Below are 21,415 nucleotides of genomic sequence, written 5' to 3' on the forward strand. Positions count from 1 at the left end.
AATTTTTCAGTCACAATTGGCTTATAAAAACATTAGCGACCTAATGAAATAGTTAAGTGATTCTTGTTAGATGGCGAAAAAACGTCGGTTAATGGTTAAGCTCTAACTGGTGTTACAAAATGCAGTTCATTCTCATTCAGTTTTCAGGGATAGGATTAAGCTCCAGCAATGAGACAAATGTGGTGTAAAACACGGGTAAAATAGCATTTGTGCTGTAACTTTAACGCAAGTGTTTAAGATTCAGAACCTGGGGGGCTTAAAATAAGAGCAGCGTTATGGCAGGATGTGTGCGAAAAGGCTTTTGGTCAAAAATTGCAATGTTTTGAACAAAAACATTTCCATTTATAGCGTAAAAATGATTAAGTATAATTTATTATTTGATGCACTTTATCGCTTCGCATCTGCTTAACATGATGTTATTTCTTTTTGACCCGCAGGGACTTTACGCGGGATACATAGACAACTACGCAGCTTCCAGCACCTGTACGACATACGTTTCCGGCCCAGAAGTTCTGCTGTCTATAATGACGACGCTGCTCTGATCTCAGAGTGGTGCGATCGTCGGCATCCGCATAACAAAATTTTTTCGTGGCAGCCTCAACACAGGGCTGTCATTAAGCACCATTGCCTCTTATCTCTTTGATAAGTCGGGTAATACACCAGGGTAGTAGTTTTAAAAAATCTTATAAGTGAAGAAAAAAACATGACTAATGCAAATCGTCCGATACTGAATCTCGACCTCGATCTGCTGCGTACATTTGTTGCCGTTGCCGATCTGAATACTTTTGCAGCGGCCGCTGCCGCGGTATGCAGAACGCAGTCAGCAGTGAGCCAGCAGATGCAACGTCTGGAACAATTGGTAGGTAAAGAGCTGTTTGCCAGACATGGACGTAATAAATTGCTGACGGAGCATGGCATTCAACTGCTGGGTTACGCCAGGAAAATCCTTCGTTTTAATGACGAAGCTTGCACCTCTTTAATGTACAGCAACATCCAGGGCGTTCTGACCATTGGCGCTTCAGATGATACCTCAGATACCATTCTGCCGTTCCTGCTTAATCGCGTAACGTCGGTTTATCCGAAGCTGGCCATTGATGTTCGTGTCAAACGCAACCCGTTCATGATGGAAATGCTAAATCAAGGTGAAGTTGATCTGGTTGTGACCACGTCCAGCCCAGGCAATTTTACCCATCAGGTACTGCGAACTTCACCCACGTTGTGGTACTGCGCGGCGGATTATATCTTCCAGCGCGGTGAAGCCATTCCTTTGGTTCTGTTGGATGAGCCAAGCCCTTATCGCGATATGGCGATTGATCACCTCAACGAAGCTGGAATTCCGTGGCGCATCTCGTATGTCGCGTCTACGTTAGCTGCGGTACGTGCAGCTGTTAAGGCCGGTTTGGGTGTGACAGCGCGTCCAGTTGAAATGATGAGCCCAGAGCTGCGAGTGATGGGAGCGGCGGAAGGTTTGCCAGTGCTGCCGGATACCCAGTATTTGCTGTGCCGTAATCCAGACAGCGATAACGAACTGGCGCTGGCTATTTTCAACGCCATGCAGTCCACCAACGATCCGTACAATTTGAGTGCTAATCCAGACGGTACGTTGTTGTTGGATGATGAAGAGTAAGTACTGCAGTAACTGATAATTCCTCTTAAATGGAATACCGGTTAATTGTTAAAACTTAGATAAATGAGCCTTAGCGAATCAATTACCCGCTAAGGCTTTTTTTATGCCCGTTTGTTGACCTTTTTTGACCCATTTTCCTGCCGAAGATTTCCCCATCATCTTAAAATATGGAATGCGTTCCATTCTTCTTCAGGATGGAATGATTTTATCAATTCGTGCCCTCTTTCCCAGGGCATTTGCCCGTCTGTAACGCTGGTTTTTGCATCATAAAACCCATTTATGTGCTTTGGATCAAAAAAATACCCCTGATAAGGGGGGGGAATCTTCGACAAGACCTGTCAAAATATGATTGTTAAATGCACGATCCATGCATGTGAATACCCGCTACACTAAAATTAACCTCACAAACTGAAGCGATTTAGCTGGCGATCGCAGAGGTGAATGTTAATAATATGCTGCAGCTGTAAAATAATGTTTGGATACTTTTGTCAAAGTTGACAAAAGGTTATAGAAAGGAGTAAAAACCCCTATAAAATTGCTGCTTTATTGCTAATGACAGCAAGCTTTATAAGGTTTTTTATCCTTCCCTTGAATCGATGTGGTGTGTTTGCTGCAACAGTGCAGGATGCCATCACCACTTTTGATGAGTAAGCAAAGAGTATGTCGACAACTACAGAAGTGATCGCTCATCACTGGGCATTTATTGTTTTTATCGTTATCGCATTTGGCCTGTGTGCCTTCATGTTGACCGGTGGCTGGTTGTTAGGTGGACGTGCGCGTGCGCGACACAAAGACACCCCGTTCGAATCGGGTATTGAGTCGGTCGGTGACACTCATATTCGCCTCTCTGCAAAATTCTATTTGGTTGCGATGTTCTTCGTCATCTTCGACGTCGAAGCCCTCTATTTATACGCATGGTCGACTTCTATTCGCGAAAGCGGTTGGGTCGGCTTTGTCGAAGCCGCAATTTTCATTTTGGTGCTCTTGGCAGGCCTGGTTTATCTGGTGCGCATCGGTGCGCTGGATTGGGCTCCTGCGCGTCGTCGCGTAGTAGTCAAATCTGTCCCGGTCAGTCACAGCCACACCAACCCTCATAAGCAGTAAAAGCGAGGCAATAAGATGGACTACACGCTGACACGCGTAGACCCGAACGGGGGCGGCGATAACGATCGTTATCCTCTGCAGAAACAGGAAATTGTTACCGATCCGCTGGAGCAGCACGTTCACCGCAGCGTCTATATGGGCAAGCTCGAACACGCTCTGCATGACATGGTGAACTGGGGACGTAAAAACTCTCTGTGGCCATATAACTTCGGTCTCTCCTGCTGCTACGTGGAGATGACCACGTCATTCACTGCGGTGCATGATGTGGCACGTTTTGGTGCGGAAGTTATGCGCGCCTCACCACGTCAGGCTGACTTCATGGTGATTGCCGGAACGCCATTTACCAAAATGGCGCCGGTTATTCAGCGTTTGTATGACCAAATGCTGGAGCCGAAATGGGTGATCTCCATGGGCGCGTGCGCTAACTCCGGTGGTATGTACGACATCTACTCGGTAGTGCAGGGCGTAGACAAATTCCTGCCGGTGGATGTGTATATCCCAGGCTGCCCACCGCGTCCTGAAGCGTATATGCAAGCGCTGCTGCTGCTGCGTGAGTCGATTGGTAAAGAGCGTCGTCCACTGTCGTGGGTGGTTGGCGATCAAGGTGTTTACCGCGCCAATATGCAGCCAGAGCGTGAAAGGAAACGTGGTGAGCGTATTGCCGTCACCAACCTGAGAACGCCAGACGAAGTTTAAGCTTCCCGTTCACGGATGGAGCCACGGCCGCAGCAGAACATCACAATTTAATGTGCGCCGCCATCCTGACGCCTTCTTTTGAGCGCCTGATTACAGGCCGGAATGGTGAGTAACGTATGACTGATTTAACCACGCAAGATCTCGCACAGCCTTCATGGCAAACCCGCGATCATCTGGATGATCCAGTGGTCGGCGAGCTGCGTAACCGTTTTGGGCCGGATGCCTTTACCGTTCAGGCCACCCGCACCGGCATTCCGGTAGTTTGGGTGAAGCGTGAACAGCTATTGGAAATCGTTGAATTCCTGCGCAAGCTGCCAAAGCCGTATGTCATGCTCTATGACTTACATGGTTTTGATGAACGTTTACGCACTAACCGCGCCGGATTGCCCGCCGCGGATTTTTCCGTTTTCTATCACCTGCTGTCGATTGAACGCAACCGCGACATCATGCTCAAGGTGGCGCTGTCTGAAAACGATCTGAATGTGCCAACCATCACCAAAATTTTCGCCAACGCCAACTGGTATGAGCGCGAAACATGGGAGATGTTCGGTATTACCTTCAATGGTCACCCGCACCTGACGCGCATCATGATGCCGCAGACCTGGGAAGGCCATCCGCTGCGTAAAGATTATCCGGCGCGTGCCACCGAGTTCGATCCCTTCGAACTGACCAAACAGAAAGAAGATCTGGAGATGGAGGCGCTGACCTTCAAGCCTGAAGATTGGGGCATGAAGCGTAGCACCACCAACGAGGACTTCATGTTCCTCAACCTCGGTCCAAACCACCCGTCAGCGCACGGTGCCTTCCGCATCATTCTGCAACTCGATGGTGAAGAGATTGTCGATTGCGTTCCCGATGTTGGCTACCACCATCGTGGCGCTGAAAAGATGGGCGAGCGCCAATCCTGGCACAGCTACATTCCGTACACTGACCGTATCGAGTATCTCGGCGGCTGTGTCAACGAAATGCCGTATGTGCTGGCAGTAGAAAAACTGGCGGGCATCACCGTACCTGATCGCGTCAATGTGATTCGCGTGATGCTGTCCGAGCTGTTCCGCATCAACAGCCATCTGCTCTATATCTCCACCTTTATTCAGGACGTCGGCGCCATGACGCCGGTGTTCTTCGCCTTCACCGATCGTCAGAAAATCTATGACGTGGTTGAAGCGATCACCGGTTTCCGTATGCACCCAGCGTGGTTCCGTATTGGCGGCGTCGCGCATGATCTGCCGAAAGGCTGGGAGCGCCTGCTGCGCGACTTCCTCGACTGGATGCCGAAACGTCTGAAAGAGTACGACAAAGCTGCGCTGCGCAATACCGTGTTGATGGGCCGTTCGCAGGGCGTGGCGGCGTACAACATGGATGAAGCGCTGGCATGGGGCACCACCGGTGCCGGTCTGCGCGCTACCGGTTTGGATTTTGACGTGCGTAAATGGCGTCCGTATTCAGGCTACGAAAACTTCGATTTCGAAATTCCCGTTGGCGCAGGCATCAGTGATGCATACACCCGCGTTCAGCTGAAAATGGAAGAGATGTGGCAGTCACTGCGTATCCTGGAACAGTGCCTGAACAACATGCCTGAAGGCCCGTTCAAAGCGGATCATCCGCTGACCACACCGCCACCGAAAGAGCGCACGCTGCAGCACATTGAAACCCTGATCACCCACTTCCTGCAGGTTTCGTGGGGCCCGGTGATGCCGGCCAACGAATCCTTCCAGATGATTGAGGCGACCAAAGGGATCAACAGTTACTACCTGACCAGCGATGGCAGCACCATGAGCTATCGCACCCGCGTGCGTACGCCGAGCTTCCCGCACCTGCAGCAGATCCCATCGGTGATCCGCGGCAGCCTGGTATCCGACTTGATCGTTTACCTCGGTAGTATCGATTTTGTTATGTCAGACGTGGACCGCTAATTATGCACGATCAAAAGATTGCTATTCACACCATCGACCCGACTGAGGTCTTCGTGCTGAGTGAGGCCGAGCACCACGCTATCGAGCACGAAAAACACCATTACGAAGATGCGCGTGCGGCTTCGATTGAAGCGTTGAAGATCGTGCAGAAACAGCGCGGTTGGGTGCCGGATGGCGCGATTAACGCTATCGCAGAAGTACTCGGAATTCCCGCCAGTGATGTGGAAGGTGTTGCCACTTTCTATAGCCAGATCTACCGCACGCCGGTTGGCCGTCACGTGATTCGCTACTGCGACAGCGTAGTGTGCCATATCACCGGTTATCAGGGCATTCAGGACGCACTTGAGCAGAAGCTGAATATTAAGCCTGGTCAAACCACGGCGGATGGTCGCTTTACGCTCTTGCCTACCTGCTGCCTCGGTAATTGCGATAAAGGGCCAACCATGATGGTGGACGAAGATACGCATGTTCATCTGACGCCTGAAGGCATCGCCAACTTGCTGGAGCAGTATCAATGACCATTAAACAGATCATTCGTACTGCCGAAACGCATCCTCTGACCTGGCGTCTGCGTGACGACAAGCAACCAATTTGGATTGATGAATACCGCAGTAAAAACGGTTACGTCGGTGCTGAAAAAGCGCTGAAAGATTTCAGTCAGGACGAAATTGTCGCGGCGGTAAAAGACTCTGGCCTGAAAGGCCGCGGTGGCGCCGGCTTTAATACCGGCCTGAAGTGGAGCCTGATGCCGAAAGACGAATCCATGAACATCCGTTACCTGCTGTGTAACGCCGATGAAATGGAGCCAGGCACCTATAAAGACCGCTTGCTGATGGAGCAACTGCCGCACCAATTGGTGGAAGGCATGTTGATCAGCGCGTTCGCGCTGAAAGCCTATCGTGGCTACATCTTCTTACGCGGTGAATACATCGAAGCGGCAGTCAATCTGCGTCGCGCGATTGCTGAAGCCACCGAAGCGGGTTATCTCGGTAAAAATATTCTCGGCACCGGTTTTGATTTCGAGCTGATCGTTCACACCGGCGCAGGGCGTTATATCTGTGGTGAAGAGACGGCGCTGATCAACTCGCTGGAAGGTCGCCGCGCCAATCCGCGCTCTAAACCACCGTTCCCGGCAAGTGCTGGCGTATGGGGCAAGCCAACCTGCGTCAACAACGTGGAAACGTTGTCGAACGTGCCGGCCATCTTCCTTAACGGCGTCGATTGGTACAAAAACATCTCTACCAGTGAAGATACCGGCACCAAGATGATGGGCTTCTCAGGCCGCGTGAAAAATCCCGGCGTCTGGGAACTGCCGTTCGGTACTACCGCACGTGAAATCCTGGAAGATTACGCAGGCGGCATGCGCGATGGCTTGAAATTCAAAGCCTGGCAGCCCGGCGGCGCAGGAACCGACTTCCTTACCGATCAGCACCTCGATCTGCCAATGGAATTTGCCAGCATTGGTAAAGCCGGCAGCCGTTTAGGTACCGCGCTGGCGATGGCGGTCGATCACGAAATCAATATGGTTTCGCTGGTACGTAATCTGGAAGAGTTCTTTGCGCGTGAATCTTGCGGCTGGTGTACGCCGTGCCGTGACGGATTGCCGTGGAGCGTGAAGATCCTGCGTGCGCTGGAGCAGAAGAAAGGCCAGCCGGGTGATATCGAAACCCTGCAGCAACTCTGCCGCCAGCTCGGCCCAGGTAAAACCTTCTGCGCCCACGCACCGGGTGCCGTCGAGCCATTGCAGAGCGCGATTAAATATTTCCGTGAAGAGTTTGAAGCCGGCATTGCGCCGCAGGTGTTTGGTAATACCCGAGCCATCGGTGGTATTCAGCCGAACCTGCTGAAAGCGCGCTGGTAATCGGCCGCCGTACACGGAACTCGCCTCGCGCTGTAATAGCGTGAGGAAAGAATTAGATGTTTAACGCTCGTCTTAGGGCGAGCCTTACGGAAGCATGTTCACTATGGCTACAATCCATGTAGACGGTAAAGAATATGATGTGAACGGAGCGGACAACCTGCTACAGGCATGTCTTTCTCTGGGCCTTGATATTCCTTATTTTTGCTGGCATCCGGCGCTGGGAAGCGTAGGGGCCTGCCGCCAGTGCGCGGTGAAGCAATTCCAGAATGCCGAAGATACCCGCGGTCGCCTCGTCATGTCCTGCATGACGCCAGCGTCAGACGGCACCTTTATTTCCATCGACGATGGCGAAGCGAAAGAGTTTCGTGAAAGCGTGGTGGAATGGCTGATGACCAACCATCCGCACGACTGTCCAGTGTGTGAAGAGGGCGGTAACTGCCATCTGCAAGATATGACGGTAATGACCGGACACAGCTTCCGTCGCTACCGCTTTACCAAGCGCACCCACCAGAATCAGGATCTCGGCCCGTTCATTTCACACGAAATGAACCGCTGCATCGCCTGTTATCGTTGCGTGCGTTACTACAAAGATTATGCTGACGGCAAAGATCTCGGCGTCTATGGCGCTCATGACAACGTCTACTTTGGTCGTCCGGAAGATGGCACGCTGGAAAGCGAATTCTCCGGCAACCTGGTGGAAATCTGTCCGACCGGCGTATTCACCGATAAAACGCACTCTGAACGCTATAACCGTAAATGGGATATGCAGTTCGCGCCAAGCATCTGTCAGCAGTGCAGCGTGGGTTGTAATACCAGCCCAGGCGAGCGTTATGGTGAATTGCGTCGTATTGAAAACCGTTACAACGGCAGCGTAAACCACTATTTTCTCTGCGATCGCGGTCGTTTTGGTTACGGCTACGTCAATCGCAAAGATCGTCCACGTCATCCGGTACAGCAACGCGGTAACGATTGGGTCAGCCTGAATGCTGAACAAGCGGTGAATGCGGCGGCGGATGTGCTTCGTCGGGCGAAAAAAGTGATCGGTATCGGCTCTCCGCGCGCCAGCATTGAAAGCAACTTCGCGTTGCGTGAGCTGGTTGGCGCAGAAAACTTCTCCACCGGTATGCCAGCAAGTGAGCAGGCGCGCGTGGAACTGATGCTGAAAGTGCTGCAAGACGGCGGCGTTTACACGCCATCACTGCGCGAAATCGAAAGCTATGATGCGGTGCTGGTGCTGGGTGAAGATTTGACTCAGGTTGGCGCGCGCGTAGCGCTGTCTGTGCGTCAGGCGGTAAAAGGTAAAGCACGTGAGATGGCAGCCGCACAGAAAGTGGCTGATTGGCAAATCGCGGCAATCCTCAATATTGGTCAGCATGCGAAACATCCGCTGTTCGTGACCAACGTTGACGAAACCCGACTGGATGATATCGCGGCATGGAGCTATCGCGCACCGATTGAAGATCAGGCGCGTCTCGGCTTTGCCATCGCCAATGCGTTGGATGAGAGTGCACCAGCGGTAAGCGGCTTCGACAGCAAACTGAACGGCAAATTAGATGTCGTGGTTCAGGCGCTGGCGGGGGCGAAAAAACCGCTGATCATCTCCGGTACGCATTCCGGTAGCATCGCGATGATTGAAGCCGCCGCGAACGTGGCGAAAGCCTTGAAAGCGCGCGGAGCCGATGTCGGCATTACTTTGCTAGCCGGTGCGGCGAACAGCTTCGGCCTGGGCCTGATGGGCGGTCAGTCGCTGGATAGCGCACTGGAACAGCTGAGCAAAGGCGAAGCCGATGCGCTGGTGGTGCTGGAAAACGATCTCTATCGTCATGCGCCAAAGGCCGACGTAGATGCGGCGCTAGATACAACCGCTAACGTGATTGTGGTTGATCATCAGCGTACCGCAACGCTGGAAAAAGCCGGTTTGGTGCTCTCTACCGCCAGCTTCGCCGAAAGCGATGGTACATCTATCAACCATGAAGGTCGTGCTCAGCGCTTCTTCCAGGTTTACGATCCGTCTTATTACGATGACAGCGTCGTGATGCTGGAAAGCTGGCGCTGGTTGCGCTCGCTGCACAGCGCGGTTGAAAGCCGTCACATTGACTGGACACAGCTCGATCACGTGATTGACGCCACCGTTGCGGCGCTGCCACAGCTGAAAGGCATTAAAGATGCCGCGCCAGACGCAAGCTTCCGTATCCGTGGTCAAAAACTGGCGCGTTCCCCACATCGTAACAGTGGCCGTACCGCGATGCGTGCCAACATCAGCGTGCATGAACCGCGCCAGCCGCAGGATAAAGACACCATGTTTGCCTTCTCGATGGAAGGTAACAACCAACCAAGCGCACCTCGTTCGCAGATTCCATTTGCCTGGGCGCCGGGCTGGAACTCACCGCAAGCATGGAACAAGTTCCAGGCGGAAGTCGGCGGCAAACTGCGTCATGGCGATCCAGGCGTACGTCTGTTTGAAGCCAGCGATCGCTCTCTGCCGTGGTTTACTGCGATTCCGGAAAGCTTCGTTGAGGGTAGCCAGTGGCGTGTCGCCCCTTACTACCAGCTGTTTGGCAGTGAAGAGATGACGCAGCGCTCAACCACCTTCCAGAAACGCATGTCACCGGCCACGCTGGTGATTAACCCGGCTGATGCTGAGAAACTGGGCGTTAACAACGGTTCCTCTGTCGAGCTGGTCTGTGCCGGAGAAACGTTACGTTTGCCGGTACGTTTCTCTGCGTCGCTGCAAGCGGGGCAGGTGGGTTTACCGCTCGGTATGCCAGGTGTGCCGCCGTTCCTCTCAGGTGCGCAAATTGACAAACTGCAGGAGGCCGCGCAATGAGTTGGCTGACACCGGACGTTATTGAAATCCTGATCAACATTGGCAAAGCGCTGGTCATCCTGTTGGTAGTGGTGGGTTGCGGTGCTTTCATGAGTTTCGCCGAGCGTCGTCTGCTCGGCTTGTGGCAAAACCGCTACGGACCGAACCGTGTTGGTTGGGGCGGATCGCTGCAGCTGGCTGCAGATATGATCAAAATGTTCTTTAAAGAGGACTGGGTTCCGCCGTTTACCGACCGCTTCATCTTTACACTGGCACCGGTTATCGCCTTTGTATCGCTGCTACTGGCCTTTGCCATTGTACCGGTTTCGCCAACGTGGATGGTCACCGACCTGAACATCGGTTTGCTGTTCTTCCTGATGATGGCGGGTCTGGCGGTCTATGCGGTGCTGTTCGCTGGCTGGTCGAGTAATAACAAATACTCGCTGCTGGGTGCGATGCGTGCCTCGGCGCAGACGCTGAGCTACGAAGTGTTCCTTGGTCTGTCGCTGATGGGTGTAGTGGCGCAAGCCGGTTCATTCAATATGAATGCCATCGTCGAAAGTCAGGCGCATCTGTGGAACATCATTCCGCAGTTCTTCGGCTTCCTCACCTTCTGCATCGCCGGCGTTGCGGTCTGCCACCGCCACCCGTTTGACCAGCCAGAAGCGGAGCAGGAGTTGGCGGATGGTTACCACATTGAATATGCCGGTATGAAATTCGGCCTGTTCTTCGTCGGTGAATACGTGGCGATCACCACTGTATCAGCGCTGATTGTTACGCTGTTCTTCGGTGGCTGGCACGGTCCGTTCCTGCCACCATTCATCTGGTTCGCTCTGAAAACAGCGTTCTTTATGGTGATGTTTATCCTGATTCGTGCTGCGCTGCCGCGTCCACGCTATGACCAGGTGCTGTCGTTCGGCTGGAAAGTGTGTCTGCCGTTGACGCTGTTGAACCTGCTGGCGACCGCCGCAGTGATTCTGTCCACCGCGCAGTAAGGGACAATGAAATGACTTTAAAAGATATTGTCGTTGGCTTCGGCACGACAGTGCGCAGTATCTGGATGATAGGCATGCATGCCTTCGCCAAGCGCGAAACCCAAATGTATCCGGAAGAGCCGGTTTATCTGCCGCCGCGTTACCGTGGACGTATTGTGCTGACGCGCGATCCGGACGGTGCAGAGCGCTGCGTTGCCTGTAACTTGTGTGCGGTAGCGTGCCCTGTCGGCTGTATCTCGTTGCAGAAAGCTGAAACGCAGGATGGACGCTGGTATCCAGAGTTTTTCCGCATCAACTTCTCACGCTGCATCTTCTGTGGTCTGTGCGAAGAAGCGTGCCCAACCACCGCGATCCAGCTGACGCCCGATTTTGAATTGGGTGAGTTTAAGCGTCAGGATCTGGTGTATGAGAAGGAAGACCTGCTGATTTCCGGTCCGGGTAAGTACCCGGAATACAACTTCTATCGTATGGCTGGTATGGCGATCGACGGAAAAGAGAAGGGCGAAGCGGAAAACGAAGCCAAGCCGATCGACGTCAAAGGGTTGTTACCTTAAGGAGCCAGGTATGGAATTTGCGTTTTATCTTTGCGGACTGGTCGCGGTGTTGACGACGTTGCGCGTCATCACTCACACCAATCCGGTACATGCGCTGCTGTACCTGATTGTTTCGCTGCTGTCGATTGCCGGCGTGTTCTTCTCAATGGGCGCCTACTTTGCGGGTGCCCTGGAAATCATCGTTTACGCCGGCGCTATCATGGTGCTGTTCGTCTTCGTGGTGATGATGCTGAACCTGGGTAAAACCCAGCAGGATCAAGAGCGCGAGTGGCTGAAGCCTTCACTGTGGATTGGTCCGGGCATCGTCTCATTACTGCTGCTGGCGGTAATGATTTATGCAATTAGCACTGCACAGGATCAGGGCATTGATGGCACCGTCATCGACGCCAAAGCGGTCGGTATCAGCTTGTTTGGTCCGTATGTTCTGGCTGTTGAGCTGGCATCAATGCTGCTGCTCGCCGGTCTGGTAGTGGCCTTCCATATTGGACGTGAAGAGCGTCACGGCGAAGTGCTGAGCAATCGTCAAGCGGATGCGCAAGCAAATAAGGAGGATCACGCATGATCCCGTTACAACACGGTCTAATGCTGGCCGCTGTGCTGTTTGTTCTCGGCCTGACCTCGGTGGTGCTGCGTCGTAATATCCTGTTTATGCTGATTGGTCTGGAAATTATGATCAATGCCTCGGCGTTAGCGCTGGTGGTTGCAGGCAGCTATTGGGGACAAGCTGACGGCCAGGTGATGTACATTCTGGCAATCAGCCTTGCGGCGGCGGAAGCGAGTATTGGTCTGGCGCTGTTGCTCCAGCTTTATCGTCGTCGTCAGACGCTGAACATTGACACAGTGAGCGAGATGCGCGGATGAATCTTCTCTATTTAACCGTATTATTTCCGCTGATTGGCTTTCTGCTATTAGCGTTTTCACGCGGTCGCTGGTCGGAGAACCTGTCGGCTGCAGTCGGAATGGGATCGGTTGGTCTGGCAGCATTGACCACTATTTATGCCGGTTTTGACTTCTTCAATCAGGGACAGCAGCCGTTTACACAAGCGCTGTGGACCTGGATTCACGTTGGCAATTTTGACATCAAAGTAAATCTGGTGCTGGACGGCTTATCGCTCACCATGCTGTCAGTCGTTACCGGTGTCGGATTCTTCATCCACATGTTCGCTTCATGGTACATGCGTGGTGAAGAAGGTTATTCGCGCTTCTTCGCTTACACCAACCTGTTTATTGCGAGCATGGTGGTGTTAGTACTGGCCGATAACCTGATGCTGATGTATCTCGGTTGGGAAGGTGTGGGCCTGTGTTCTTATCTGCTGATTGGCTTCTACTACAGCAATCCAGAGAACGGCAAAGCGGCGATGAAAGCCTTTATCATCACCCGTGTCGGTGATGTGTTCCTCGCTTTCGCCTTGTTCATCCTTTACAACGAACTGGGTACGCTGAACTTCCGCGAACTGGTTGAACTGGCACCAGCGCACTTTGCTGCTGACAACCATATGCTGCAGTGGGCAACCCTGATGCTGTTGGGTGGCGCGGTGGGTAAATCTGCACAGCTGCCGTTACAAACCTGGCTGGCGGATGCGATGGCGGGTCCAACCCCGGTTTCGGCGCTGATTCACGCCGCCACCATGGTAACCGCCGGTGTCTACCTGATTGCACGTACCCACGGTCTGTTCCTGTTAACGCCGGAAGTGTTGCATCTGGTCGGAATCATTGGTGCGATTACCTTAGTGCTGGCAGGTTTTGCTGCGCTGGTGCAAACCGACATCAAACGCGTGCTGGCTTACTCCACCATGAGTCAGATCGGCTACATGTTCCTCGCGCTTGGCGTGCAGGCATGGGACGCGGCGATTTTCCACCTGATGACGCATGCATTCTTTAAAGCCTTGCTGTTCCTCTCTTCAGGCTCGGTCATTCTTGCCTGCCATCATGAGCAAAACATCTTCAAGATGGGCGGCCTGCGTAAGAGCATCCCATTGGTTTATGTCTGCTTCCTGGTGGGTGGCGCTGCGCTAGCGGCACTGCCGCTGATTACCGCAGGTTTCTACAGTAAAGATGAAATCCTATTTGGTGCGCTGGCGAATGGTCACATCAATCTGATGGTTGCGGGTCTGGTGGGTGCATTCCTCACCTCGATCTACACCTTCCGCATGATCTTCATCGTGTTCCACGGTGAAGAGAAAATTCATGCTCACGCTGGCAAAGGCATTACTCATCATCTGCCGCTGATTGTGCTGATGGTGCTCTCCACCTTTATTGGTGCGCTGATTACTCCCCCGCTGGCGGGCGTCTTGCCGCAGAACGAATTTGGTGAAGGCGGCAAAGTGATGCTGGAAATCGCCTCAGGCGTAGTGGCAATCGTCGGAATCCTGATTGCTGCAGCGCTGTGGCTGGGTAAACGTCAGCTGGTTACCAGCATCGCCAACAGCGCGCCGGGTCGTTTCTTTGGCACCTGGTGGTTCGCGGCCTGGGGCTTCGATTGGCTGTATGACAAGGTGTTCGTGAAACCTTATCTCGGCATTGCCTGGCTGCTGAAGCGCGATCCGCTTAATTCACTGATGAACCTGCCTGCGCTGCTGTCGCGTATTGGTAATAAAGGGTTGGTAGTGAGTGAGAACGGTTATCTGCGCTGGTACGTGGCCTCGATGAGCGTTGGCGCCGTGGTGGTGCTGGCGCTGCTGCTGGTGATTTAAAGATTGATGAGCGGGGCGGGTAAGTTTTCTCACCCCAGTAGCGAATGTAAAAGTTGCCTGAATGACGAAGCGTAATCGGCGCAGCCAGTTTCGTTACCGCCAGCGCACAGCAACCGGAGCGTACTTAGGTACGTGAGGATTGCGAGCACTGCCGGGAACGAAAATGGCAAGTAAGATAGCTCGAAATCAGGCTGAAAAAAGGGAAGTATGCCGTGTTATTACCTTGGCTAATAATCATACCTTTTGTCGGTGGCTTGCTCTGCTGGCTTGCGGAGCGTCTTGGCGCAAAAGTTCCGCGATGGATTGCCATGATCACCATGGGCCTGACGCTGGCGCTTGGCCTGCAACTGTGGTTGCAGGGAGGCTATTCACTGACGCAGGCTGCGGGCATTCCGCAATGGCAATCGACGTTCTCGGTACCGTGGATTCCGCGTTTTGGTATCAACTTCCATCTGGCGATTGATGGTCTGTCGCTGCTGATGGTGGTGCTAACCGGTCTGCTCGGCCTGATGGCAGTGCTATGTTCCTGGAATGAAATTGAGAAGTATCAGGGCTTCTTCCACCTCAACCTGATGTGGATTCTCGGTGGTGTGATTGGCGTGTTCCTCTCCATCGACATGTTCCTGTTCTTCTTCTTCTGGGAAATGATGCTGGTGCCGATGTACTTCCTCATCGCACTTTGGGGTCATAAAGCATCAGACGGTAAAACGCGCATTAGTGCGGCGACCAAGTTCTTCATCTATACCCAGGCTTCCGGTCTGATTATGTTGGTGTCGATTCTGGCGCTGGTCTTTGTGCACTACAACGCAACCGGCGTCTGGACCTTCAGCTATGAAGAGCTGCTGAAAACCCCGATGTCGCACACCGTTGAGTATCTGCTGATGCTGGGCTTCTTCATCGCCTTTGCGGTGAAAATGCCGGTGGTGCCCCTGCACGGTTGGTTGCCCGACGCACACAGCCAGGCACCTACCGCGGGTTCGGTTGACCTCGCCGGTATTCTGTTGAAAACCGCGGCCTATGGTCTGCTGCGCTTCAGCTTGCCGCTGTTCCCAAATGCGTCTGCGGAGTTTGCTCCGATTGCGATGTGGCTCGGTATCCTGGGCATCTTCTACGGTGCGTGGATGGCTTTCTCGCAAACCGATATCAAACGCCTGATTGCTTACACCTCCGTTTCGCACATGGGCTTCGTACTGATCGCCATCTACACCGGCAGCCAGCTGGCCTTCCAGGGCGCGGTAATTCAGATGATTGCGCACGGCCTTTCGGCAGCAGCACTGTTCATTCTGTGTGGTCAGCTGTATGAGCGTCTGCATACGCGCGACCTGCGTCAGATGGGCGGTTTGTGGTCGCGGATTAAATGGATTCCGGGTCTGTCGCTGTTCTTCGCGGTTGCAAACCTCGGTATGCCGGGCACCGGTAACTTTGTCGGCGAATTTATGATTCTGACCGGCAGTTTCCAGGTGGTGCCGGTGATTATCGTCATTGCGACTTTTGGTCTGGTGTTTGCGTCGGTTTACTCGCTGATCATGATGCAGCGCGCTTACTTCGGCGAAGCGAAGTCAAAAGATCCGCTGCCAGGCATGTCACCGCGTGAGTTCATGACTATCGGCGTATTGGTGGTGTTGCTGGTGCTGCTGGGGATTTATCCGCAGCCAATCCTCGACACATCCCATGCTGCGATGAGCAATATTCAGCAGTGGTTTACCGCTTCAATTTCAACTACAAGGCCGTAATTCGCCATGACAATAACTCCTCAACATCTGATCGCGTTACTGCCGCTGTTGATCGTCGGATTGACGGTGGTGGTGGTGATGCTATCCATTGCGTGGCGACGCAATCACTTTGTTAATGCCACGCTGACCGTGATCGGACTTAACATTGCGCTGTTTTCTCTGTGGTTTGTCGGCCAGGCGGGGGCAATGGATGTCACGCCGCTGCTACGTGTTGATGGCTATTCGATGTTCTACACCGCGCTGGTGGTGTTAGCGAGCCTGGCCACCTGCACCTTTGCTTATCCATGGTTGGCCGGTTTCCCAGACAACAAAGATGAGTTCTATCTGCTGGTGCTGATTGCGGCTCTCGGTGGCATTGTGCTGGCGAGCGCTAACCATCTGGCGGCGTTGTTCATCGGCATCGAACTGCTCTCTCTGCCGCTGTTTGGTTTGATTGGTTACGCCTTCCGCCAGAAACGTTCGCTGGAAGCGTCACTGAAATACACCATTCTGTCAGCTGCAGCGTCATCCTTCCTGCTGTTCGGTATCGCCCTGATTTATGCAGACTCCGGCAGCCTGAGCTTTGTGCAGTTGGGCAAAAGCCTGAGCGATAGCATGATTCAGGAGCCGCTGCTGCTGCTGGGTCTGGGCATGATGATTATCGGTCTGGGCTTTAAACTGTCGCTGGTGCCGTTCCATCTGTGGACGCCAGACGTTTATCAGGGTGCGCCTGCGCCGGTTTCAACCTTCCTCGCCACCGCCAGTAAGATTGCGATTTTCGCCGTGATTATGCGTCTATTCATGTATGCGCCAGTCACTGATAGCGAAGCCGTTCGAACCGTGCTGGGTATCATTGCCTTCGCGTCGATTCTGTTCGGTAACCTGATGGCGATTTCTCAGAGCAACATCAAACGTCTGCTGGGTTACTCCTCCATTGCGCATCTGGGGTATTTACTGGTAGCGCTGATTGCGGTGAAAACGCATCAACTGTCGCTGGAAACCGCCGGTGTTTATCTGGCTGGTTATCTGTTCAGCAGCCTTGGTGCGTTCGGTGTGGTTAGCTTGATGTCGAGCCCATATCGTGGTCCGGATGCCGATACGCTCTACTCTTATCGTGGCCTGTTCTGGCATCGTCCGATTCTGTCAGCAGTCATGACGGTAATGATGTTGTCACTGGCGGGTATCCCGATGACGCTCGGCTTCATCGGTAAATTCTACGTGATCGCTTCAAGTGTGAACGCACATCTGTGGTGGTTGAGTGGTGCCGTGGTAGCCGGTAGTGCGATTGGTCTTTACTACTATCTGCGCGTAACGGTGAGCTTGTATCTGAGTCCGCCAGAACTGCATAACCGCGACACCCAAGCCAACTGGGCGTTTACGGCGGGTGGTGTTGTGGTGCTGATCTCTGCGATTCTGGTACTGCTGCTCGGTGTTTATCCGCAGCCGCTGATCACGCTGGTGCAGATGGCTCAGCCATTGATGTAAGCCAAACCCATGTCATCACTGAATCAGGCCTGCGGGCCTGATTTTTTTTGCCTGAAATCTGACAATCCCTGCCGACGTTGCTAATTTTTAAGCAGTGTTAATTCCTCCGCAGAGGCGACATGATCAAATTGATCTTCCTGCTTACCGGCGCGCAGATATTGCGTCGACGCTGGTATTGGCTCGCGCTGGGTGGCATCGCGTTGATCCTGCTCTCCGCAATGATTCTTTATGATATTGGCAGCGATGGCGTGTTGTCGGTACCGCTGGATATGCTCGCCATCCTGTTCGTCGTAGAAGGTGCGGTGCAACTGTTCTTCGCCATCAGCAAAGAGCTACGCATTGACTGGTTAACGCTGCTGAAAGCGCTGGGTTTTCTCTTCATCGCCTTCCTGATATTCAACATTCCTGCAGACAATAACGACGTATCAGCGGTGTTATTTGGATTGATGTTCCTGTTCGATGGCCTGTTTCGCATCTCGGCGGCGTGGGTATTACGCGGCGTACGTTGGCGCAAGCACTGCTTCACCGGCATCGTCGAGCTCGGTCTGAGTATTGTGATCATCAGCAACTGGCCGTTTCATCATCACATTGCGGTGCCGCTCTGTTTCGCACTGTTGCTGCTGAGTATCGGCACCAATCTGCTCCTGATGGCGCGTCAGGCGCATCTATTAACCGACAATAGCTCGGTAACCGCGTTGCCGCTGTTCAAGGCGGCAGGATTACGCCGCTGGCACAGTAGCCGCTATGCGCATCCCCCCTTTCCGGCGGAGTTGGCCGCGGCCCCGTTGACCGTGTATATCTGGACACCGGTTGGCGCCTGTGTGGTGCGCGAACGCTATCCGTTGATTAATCGCTATATTGCAGCGGTCGATAACAATGGCGTGGTGTCGACCGGGCACGCGGCGCTCGAAGTCGGCAGCGATTTCTATATCAGTCACTATCCGCTGGACAACATCGATCGCGATTCGGGGAATTTCCGCGCCATTCTCCGTTCGGGGGAAAGTAATGATGTTGCCGGGCGCTTCTTGCCGTCGCTGGCGGAGGAAGTGGCAGATTGGTGTGCGCCTGATAAGCAGATCATTTTTCCACGCTACAATCGGGTAGCGCTGGAAAATTACTGGCGCAGCTATCGAACTGACAGCACTTATAACCTCACGGCACGTAACTGTTCATCCACCATGATTCAGGCGTTGGATGTGGCGATAGAAGGGATTCTGGCGCAGCAACCTTTTGCCGGTCTGCGCTTGTTTATCGATCCGAATTTCTGGTTACTTGGCGTCATTCGCGGCAGGGCAGAAGAGATGACGTGGACGCCAGGATTGGCGCTGGATTATGTCTGGTTGTTAAAACGCGTGATTGAACCCCAGTCGAGCCAGCTGTGGCCGCTCCGGTTATGGCAAGGCCTAAAATTGCGCCATGAGCTTTGGCAGCAAAAGCGGACGCCATCACGCAGCATTGTGAAATAACAGTGCAGGGTGCGTCACGTTGGTCGTACGAACTCGCGGCAGGCACTGCGTTTACTTAGGCTGCTGTGATACGCTGGCGGAATTCACTTTTTTCGCTCAGACAAGGAAGCACCATGGAAATGCTTTGGCTTGATTGCCATCACAGTGAACTGACGGCAAAACAACTCTATACCCTGTTGGCGCTGCGCAATCACGTCTTCATCGTGGAGCAAAACTGTCCCTATCAGGATATTGATGGACAGGATTTGGCTGCCGATAACCGCCATATTCTCGGATTTCTCGACGGCAAACTGCTGGCCTATGCGCGCGTACTGACGCCAGCGTTAGAGTCTGCGCCTGTGCTGATAGGACGCGTCATCGTCTCTGAAGAGGCTCGCGGTTTAAAGCTGGGATACCGTTTGATGGAGAAGGCGTTGGAGAGCTGCGAAAAGAATTGGCCACAGCGCGCGATTTATCTCTCAGCGCAGGCGCATCTGGAAGGTTTTTACGGTCGATTGGGCTTTAAAGCGGTTACTGACGTGTACATGGAAGATGATATTCCGCACATCGGCATGCAAAAAGCATAACGGCGAGGATCGCTCCTCGCCGTTATCATCAGCCCGGCGTCATCTGCCGGTCGTCAACATACTTACGTTGATCCGGCGGTGGCGGGAAGTACTGATAAAGCCAGGTTTCACTCAGCGTCTCATCTTTAGTACGCAGGAACAGGCGCATATCAACCGGTTTAGTTGAATCGCTGTTTGGATACCAGTCAAACAGGATGCGGTAACCGTTCAACGGCTCGACGTAGAGAATCTCCACCTGCTTGAAGGTGCCGTCAGAAACGGTAATCACCGGCTCAATACCTTTCGGTGCAGCGGCTTTCAGATCGCCACCGACAAAATCAATGGCAAAGCGACGGCACCACGTATCCGGGAAGTGTTCGCCAGGCGCCCAACCTTCCGGGAAGCCACCAATTCCGGTGCGTGTTGCATCGACACGTGCTAAACCACTGCGCACTGGCGGCAACTGGCTCCAGTAGAGTTTGTACTGGAAGTTGAACTCGCTGCCGGCTTTAACCGGTTCTGACGGCTGCCAGAAGCAGACGATGTTATCCAGCGTTTCACCAGTGGTAGGAATCTCCATCACATTAATGGCGCCTTTGCCCCATTTGCCAATCGGTTCCACCCACAGACTTGGACGTTTGTCGTACCAGCCAATCACGTCCTGATAATTCTTGAAGTCATGATCGAGCTGCAGCAGGCCGAATCCACGCGGGTTCTCGTCTTGATAGGCGTTGAACTGCAAGCGCTGCGGATTATTGAGCGGGCGCGCAATCCATTCACCTTCACCGGTCCACATCGCCAAACGATCGGAGTCGTGAATTTGCGGATGGTAAGTGTTGCACATGCGGCGCTCATTGGTGCCGCAGCTGAACATGCTGGTCATTGGCGCGATGCCGAGCTGGCGGATTTCATTACGGGCAAACAGGTGGTTTTCTACATCCATTACCACGCGTTTCTCTTCGCAGTGAATGGTGAACTTGTAGGCACCGGTGATGCTGGCGCCGTCCAGCAGCGCATACACGACAAACGTGGTGTCATCGGCTTTTGGCGTTTCGAACCAGAAGGCGGTGAAGTCCGGAAACTCCTCTTTGCCGTTGCTGAAGGTGTTGACCGCCACGCCGCGTGCAGACAAGCCGTACTGGAACGTCTCATCTACCGCACGGAAATAGCTGGCGCCCAGGAACGAGACGATATCGCGACGTGCCAGCTCTGGCTTTTTGAACGCACGGAAACCGGCGAAGCCGAGATCGGTTTTACCGACCAGCTGTTTGGTATCAACGTTGGCATTGTGATAGTTGAACAGCTCCGGGCGGAAGTGAATCTCGCGCGCTTCACGGCTGTCAGCATCCACCGAGAACATGCGGATGCGGCGTTTGAAACCCATCCCCACGTGGAAGAACTGCACATCAAGCTCGCGATCGGCGATGTTGTTCCACAATGAGTGATTGGCGTCGTACTGAATTTCGTTATAGGCCTGAGGAGTCAGATTGGCCAGCGTGTCGGGCAGGGGGCCGGGTGCGCCGCCCCAGGGCTGTTTTGCCAAAGCGGAGGCTTTCTTTTTCAAGGAATCGAAATCGAAGCGAACTGCGGTACCGTCGGCGATACCCTCATCGGCCCAGGCGGATTGTGCAAACAGCGTGGAGAGGCCCGTCATGCCGCTAACGGCGGAGAGGGCCATGGACGCTTTCATAAATTTTCTACGATTCATGCCGGAAATCTAATCCTTAGCTGCTCGGGTGTATTGTGACTGTCGTGCGTGCTTCACACATGTGTGACGCTGAGCGTCAGGCTACAGGGGGTTACGACAGTCGCGAAATTAAAAAATTCAGTCTGCGGAAAATTTATCAGATTAATCAAATAAGCGAAGCAGATTTCGCGCCGCTACGCCGCTGATAACATAACTTTGCATTGAGAGCGGTGAAACTCGGTAAATTCCTGGAGGCTTGCCGCCAGCA

General features: G+C 53.4%; 17 protein-coding genes. 16 read left to right on the top strand and 1 reads right to left on the bottom strand.

The annotated features are described in order from the left end of the window. Nucleotides 1-703 precede the first annotated feature (703 nt). From lrhA to WFL93_RS10865, 16 genes are all read left to right on the top strand, one after another. The gene (lrhA, locus tag WFL93_RS10790; protein ID WP_007889314.1) at nt 704-1,627 is read left to right on the top strand and encodes a transcriptional regulator LrhA; all 924 of its coding nucleotides are present in this window, start codon (nt 704-706) and stop codon (nt 1,625-1,627) included. Between the two features lie 660 nt (nt 1,628-2,287). Beyond that, the gene (locus tag WFL93_RS10795) at nt 2,288-2,731 is read left to right on the top strand and encodes an NADH-quinone oxidoreductase subunit A (protein WP_007889316.1); all 444 of its coding nucleotides are present in this window, start codon (nt 2,288-2,290) and stop codon (nt 2,729-2,731) included. A 15-nt stretch (nt 2,732-2,746) separates the two neighbouring features. Next, on the top strand, nt 2,747-3,427 hold the full coding sequence (locus tag WFL93_RS10800) for a NuoB/complex I 20 kDa subunit family protein (RefSeq protein WP_007889318.1): 681 nt from the start codon (nt 2,747-2,749) through the stop codon (nt 3,425-3,427). A gap of 116 nt (nt 3,428-3,543) precedes the next feature. Next, nucleotides 3,544-5,343 carry an NADH-quinone oxidoreductase subunit C/D gene (gene nuoC, locus WFL93_RS10805; protein WP_007889320.1) on the top strand — a complete coding sequence of 600 codons (1,800 nt, stop codon included), beginning with the start codon at nt 3,544-3,546 and terminating at the stop codon, nt 5,341-5,343. A gap of 2 nt (nt 5,344-5,345) precedes the next feature. Beyond that, nucleotides 5,346-5,861, top strand: a complete 516-nt coding sequence (gene nuoE, locus WFL93_RS10810) for an NADH-quinone oxidoreductase subunit NuoE (RefSeq protein WP_007889323.1) — start codon at nt 5,346-5,348, stop codon at nt 5,859-5,861. A 2-nt stretch (nt 5,862-5,863) separates the two neighbouring features. Continuing rightward, nucleotides 5,864-7,204 carry an NADH-quinone oxidoreductase subunit NuoF gene (gene nuoF, locus WFL93_RS10815; protein WP_176519213.1) on the top strand — a complete coding sequence of 447 codons (1,341 nt, stop codon included), beginning with the start codon at nt 5,864-5,866 and terminating at the stop codon, nt 7,202-7,204. Between the two features lie 103 nt (nt 7,205-7,307). Beyond that, the gene (gene nuoG / locus WFL93_RS10820; RefSeq protein ID WP_036620882.1) at nt 7,308-10,031 is read left to right on the top strand and encodes an NADH-quinone oxidoreductase subunit NuoG; all 2,724 of its coding nucleotides are present in this window, start codon (nt 7,308-7,310) and stop codon (nt 10,029-10,031) included. After that, entirely contained in the window at nt 10,028-11,005 is a 978-nt protein-coding gene (gene nuoH, locus WFL93_RS10825) for an NADH-quinone oxidoreductase subunit NuoH (protein WP_007889331.1), read from the top strand. The genes nuoG and nuoH overlap by 4 nt, the downstream gene beginning before the upstream one ends. Before the next feature lie 11 nt (nt 11,006-11,016). Beyond that, on the top strand, nt 11,017-11,559 hold the full coding sequence (gene nuoI, locus WFL93_RS10830) for an NADH-quinone oxidoreductase subunit NuoI (protein ID WP_007889332.1): 543 nt from the start codon (nt 11,017-11,019) through the stop codon (nt 11,557-11,559). Between the two features lie 10 nt (nt 11,560-11,569). Continuing rightward, complete coding sequence (nuoJ, locus tag WFL93_RS10835; RefSeq protein ID WP_007889333.1) at nt 11,570-12,121, top strand: NADH-quinone oxidoreductase subunit J; 552 nt, start codon at nt 11,570-11,572, stop codon at nt 12,119-12,121. Beyond that, nucleotides 12,118-12,420 carry an NADH-quinone oxidoreductase subunit NuoK gene (gene nuoK, locus WFL93_RS10840; RefSeq protein ID WP_007889334.1) on the top strand — a complete coding sequence of 101 codons (303 nt, stop codon included), beginning with the start codon at nt 12,118-12,120 and terminating at the stop codon, nt 12,418-12,420. Before nuoJ ends, nuoK begins: the two co-directional genes overlap by 4 nt. Next, entirely contained in the window at nt 12,417-14,252 is a 1,836-nt protein-coding gene (gene nuoL, locus WFL93_RS10845; protein WP_336778092.1) for an NADH-quinone oxidoreductase subunit L, read from the top strand. Before nuoK ends, nuoL begins: the two co-directional genes overlap by 4 nt. 212 nt (nt 14,253-14,464) lie before the next feature. Beyond that, nucleotides 14,465-15,985, top strand: coding sequence for an NADH-quinone oxidoreductase subunit M (nuoM, locus tag WFL93_RS10850; protein WP_036620887.1), 1,521 nt, complete (start codon nt 14,465-14,467; stop codon nt 15,983-15,985). A 6-nt stretch (nt 15,986-15,991) separates the two neighbouring features. Continuing rightward, nucleotides 15,992-17,449, top strand: a complete 1,458-nt coding sequence (gene nuoN / locus WFL93_RS10855; protein ID WP_007889340.1) for an NADH-quinone oxidoreductase subunit NuoN — start codon at nt 15,992-15,994, stop codon at nt 17,447-17,449. Nucleotides 17,450-17,568: 119 nt separating this feature from the next. Next, nucleotides 17,569-18,915, top strand: a complete 1,347-nt coding sequence (locus tag WFL93_RS10860) for an HdeD family acid-resistance protein (RefSeq protein WP_336778093.1) — start codon at nt 17,569-17,571, stop codon at nt 18,913-18,915. 113 nt (nt 18,916-19,028) lie between these two features. Further along, nucleotides 19,029-19,481 (top strand): GNAT family N-acetyltransferase, encoded by a 453-nt coding sequence (locus WFL93_RS10865; RefSeq protein WP_180822204.1) that lies wholly within the window; start codon nt 19,029-19,031, stop codon nt 19,479-19,481. Between the two features lie 28 nt (nt 19,482-19,509). Here the strand turns inward: WFL93_RS10865 and WFL93_RS10870 are convergent, their stop codons facing one another. Then, nucleotides 19,510-21,168, bottom strand: a complete 1,659-nt coding sequence (locus WFL93_RS10870) for a glucan biosynthesis protein D (RefSeq protein WP_049852884.1) — start codon at nt 21,166-21,168, stop codon at nt 19,510-19,512. Nucleotides 21,169-21,415 lie beyond the last annotated feature (247 nt).

It is taken from the genome of Pantoea sp. USHLN256, assembly GCF_037149875.1.
In the GTDB taxonomy this organism is placed as follows: Bacteria; Pseudomonadota; Gammaproteobacteria; order Enterobacterales; family Enterobacteriaceae; genus Pantoea; species Pantoea nemavictus.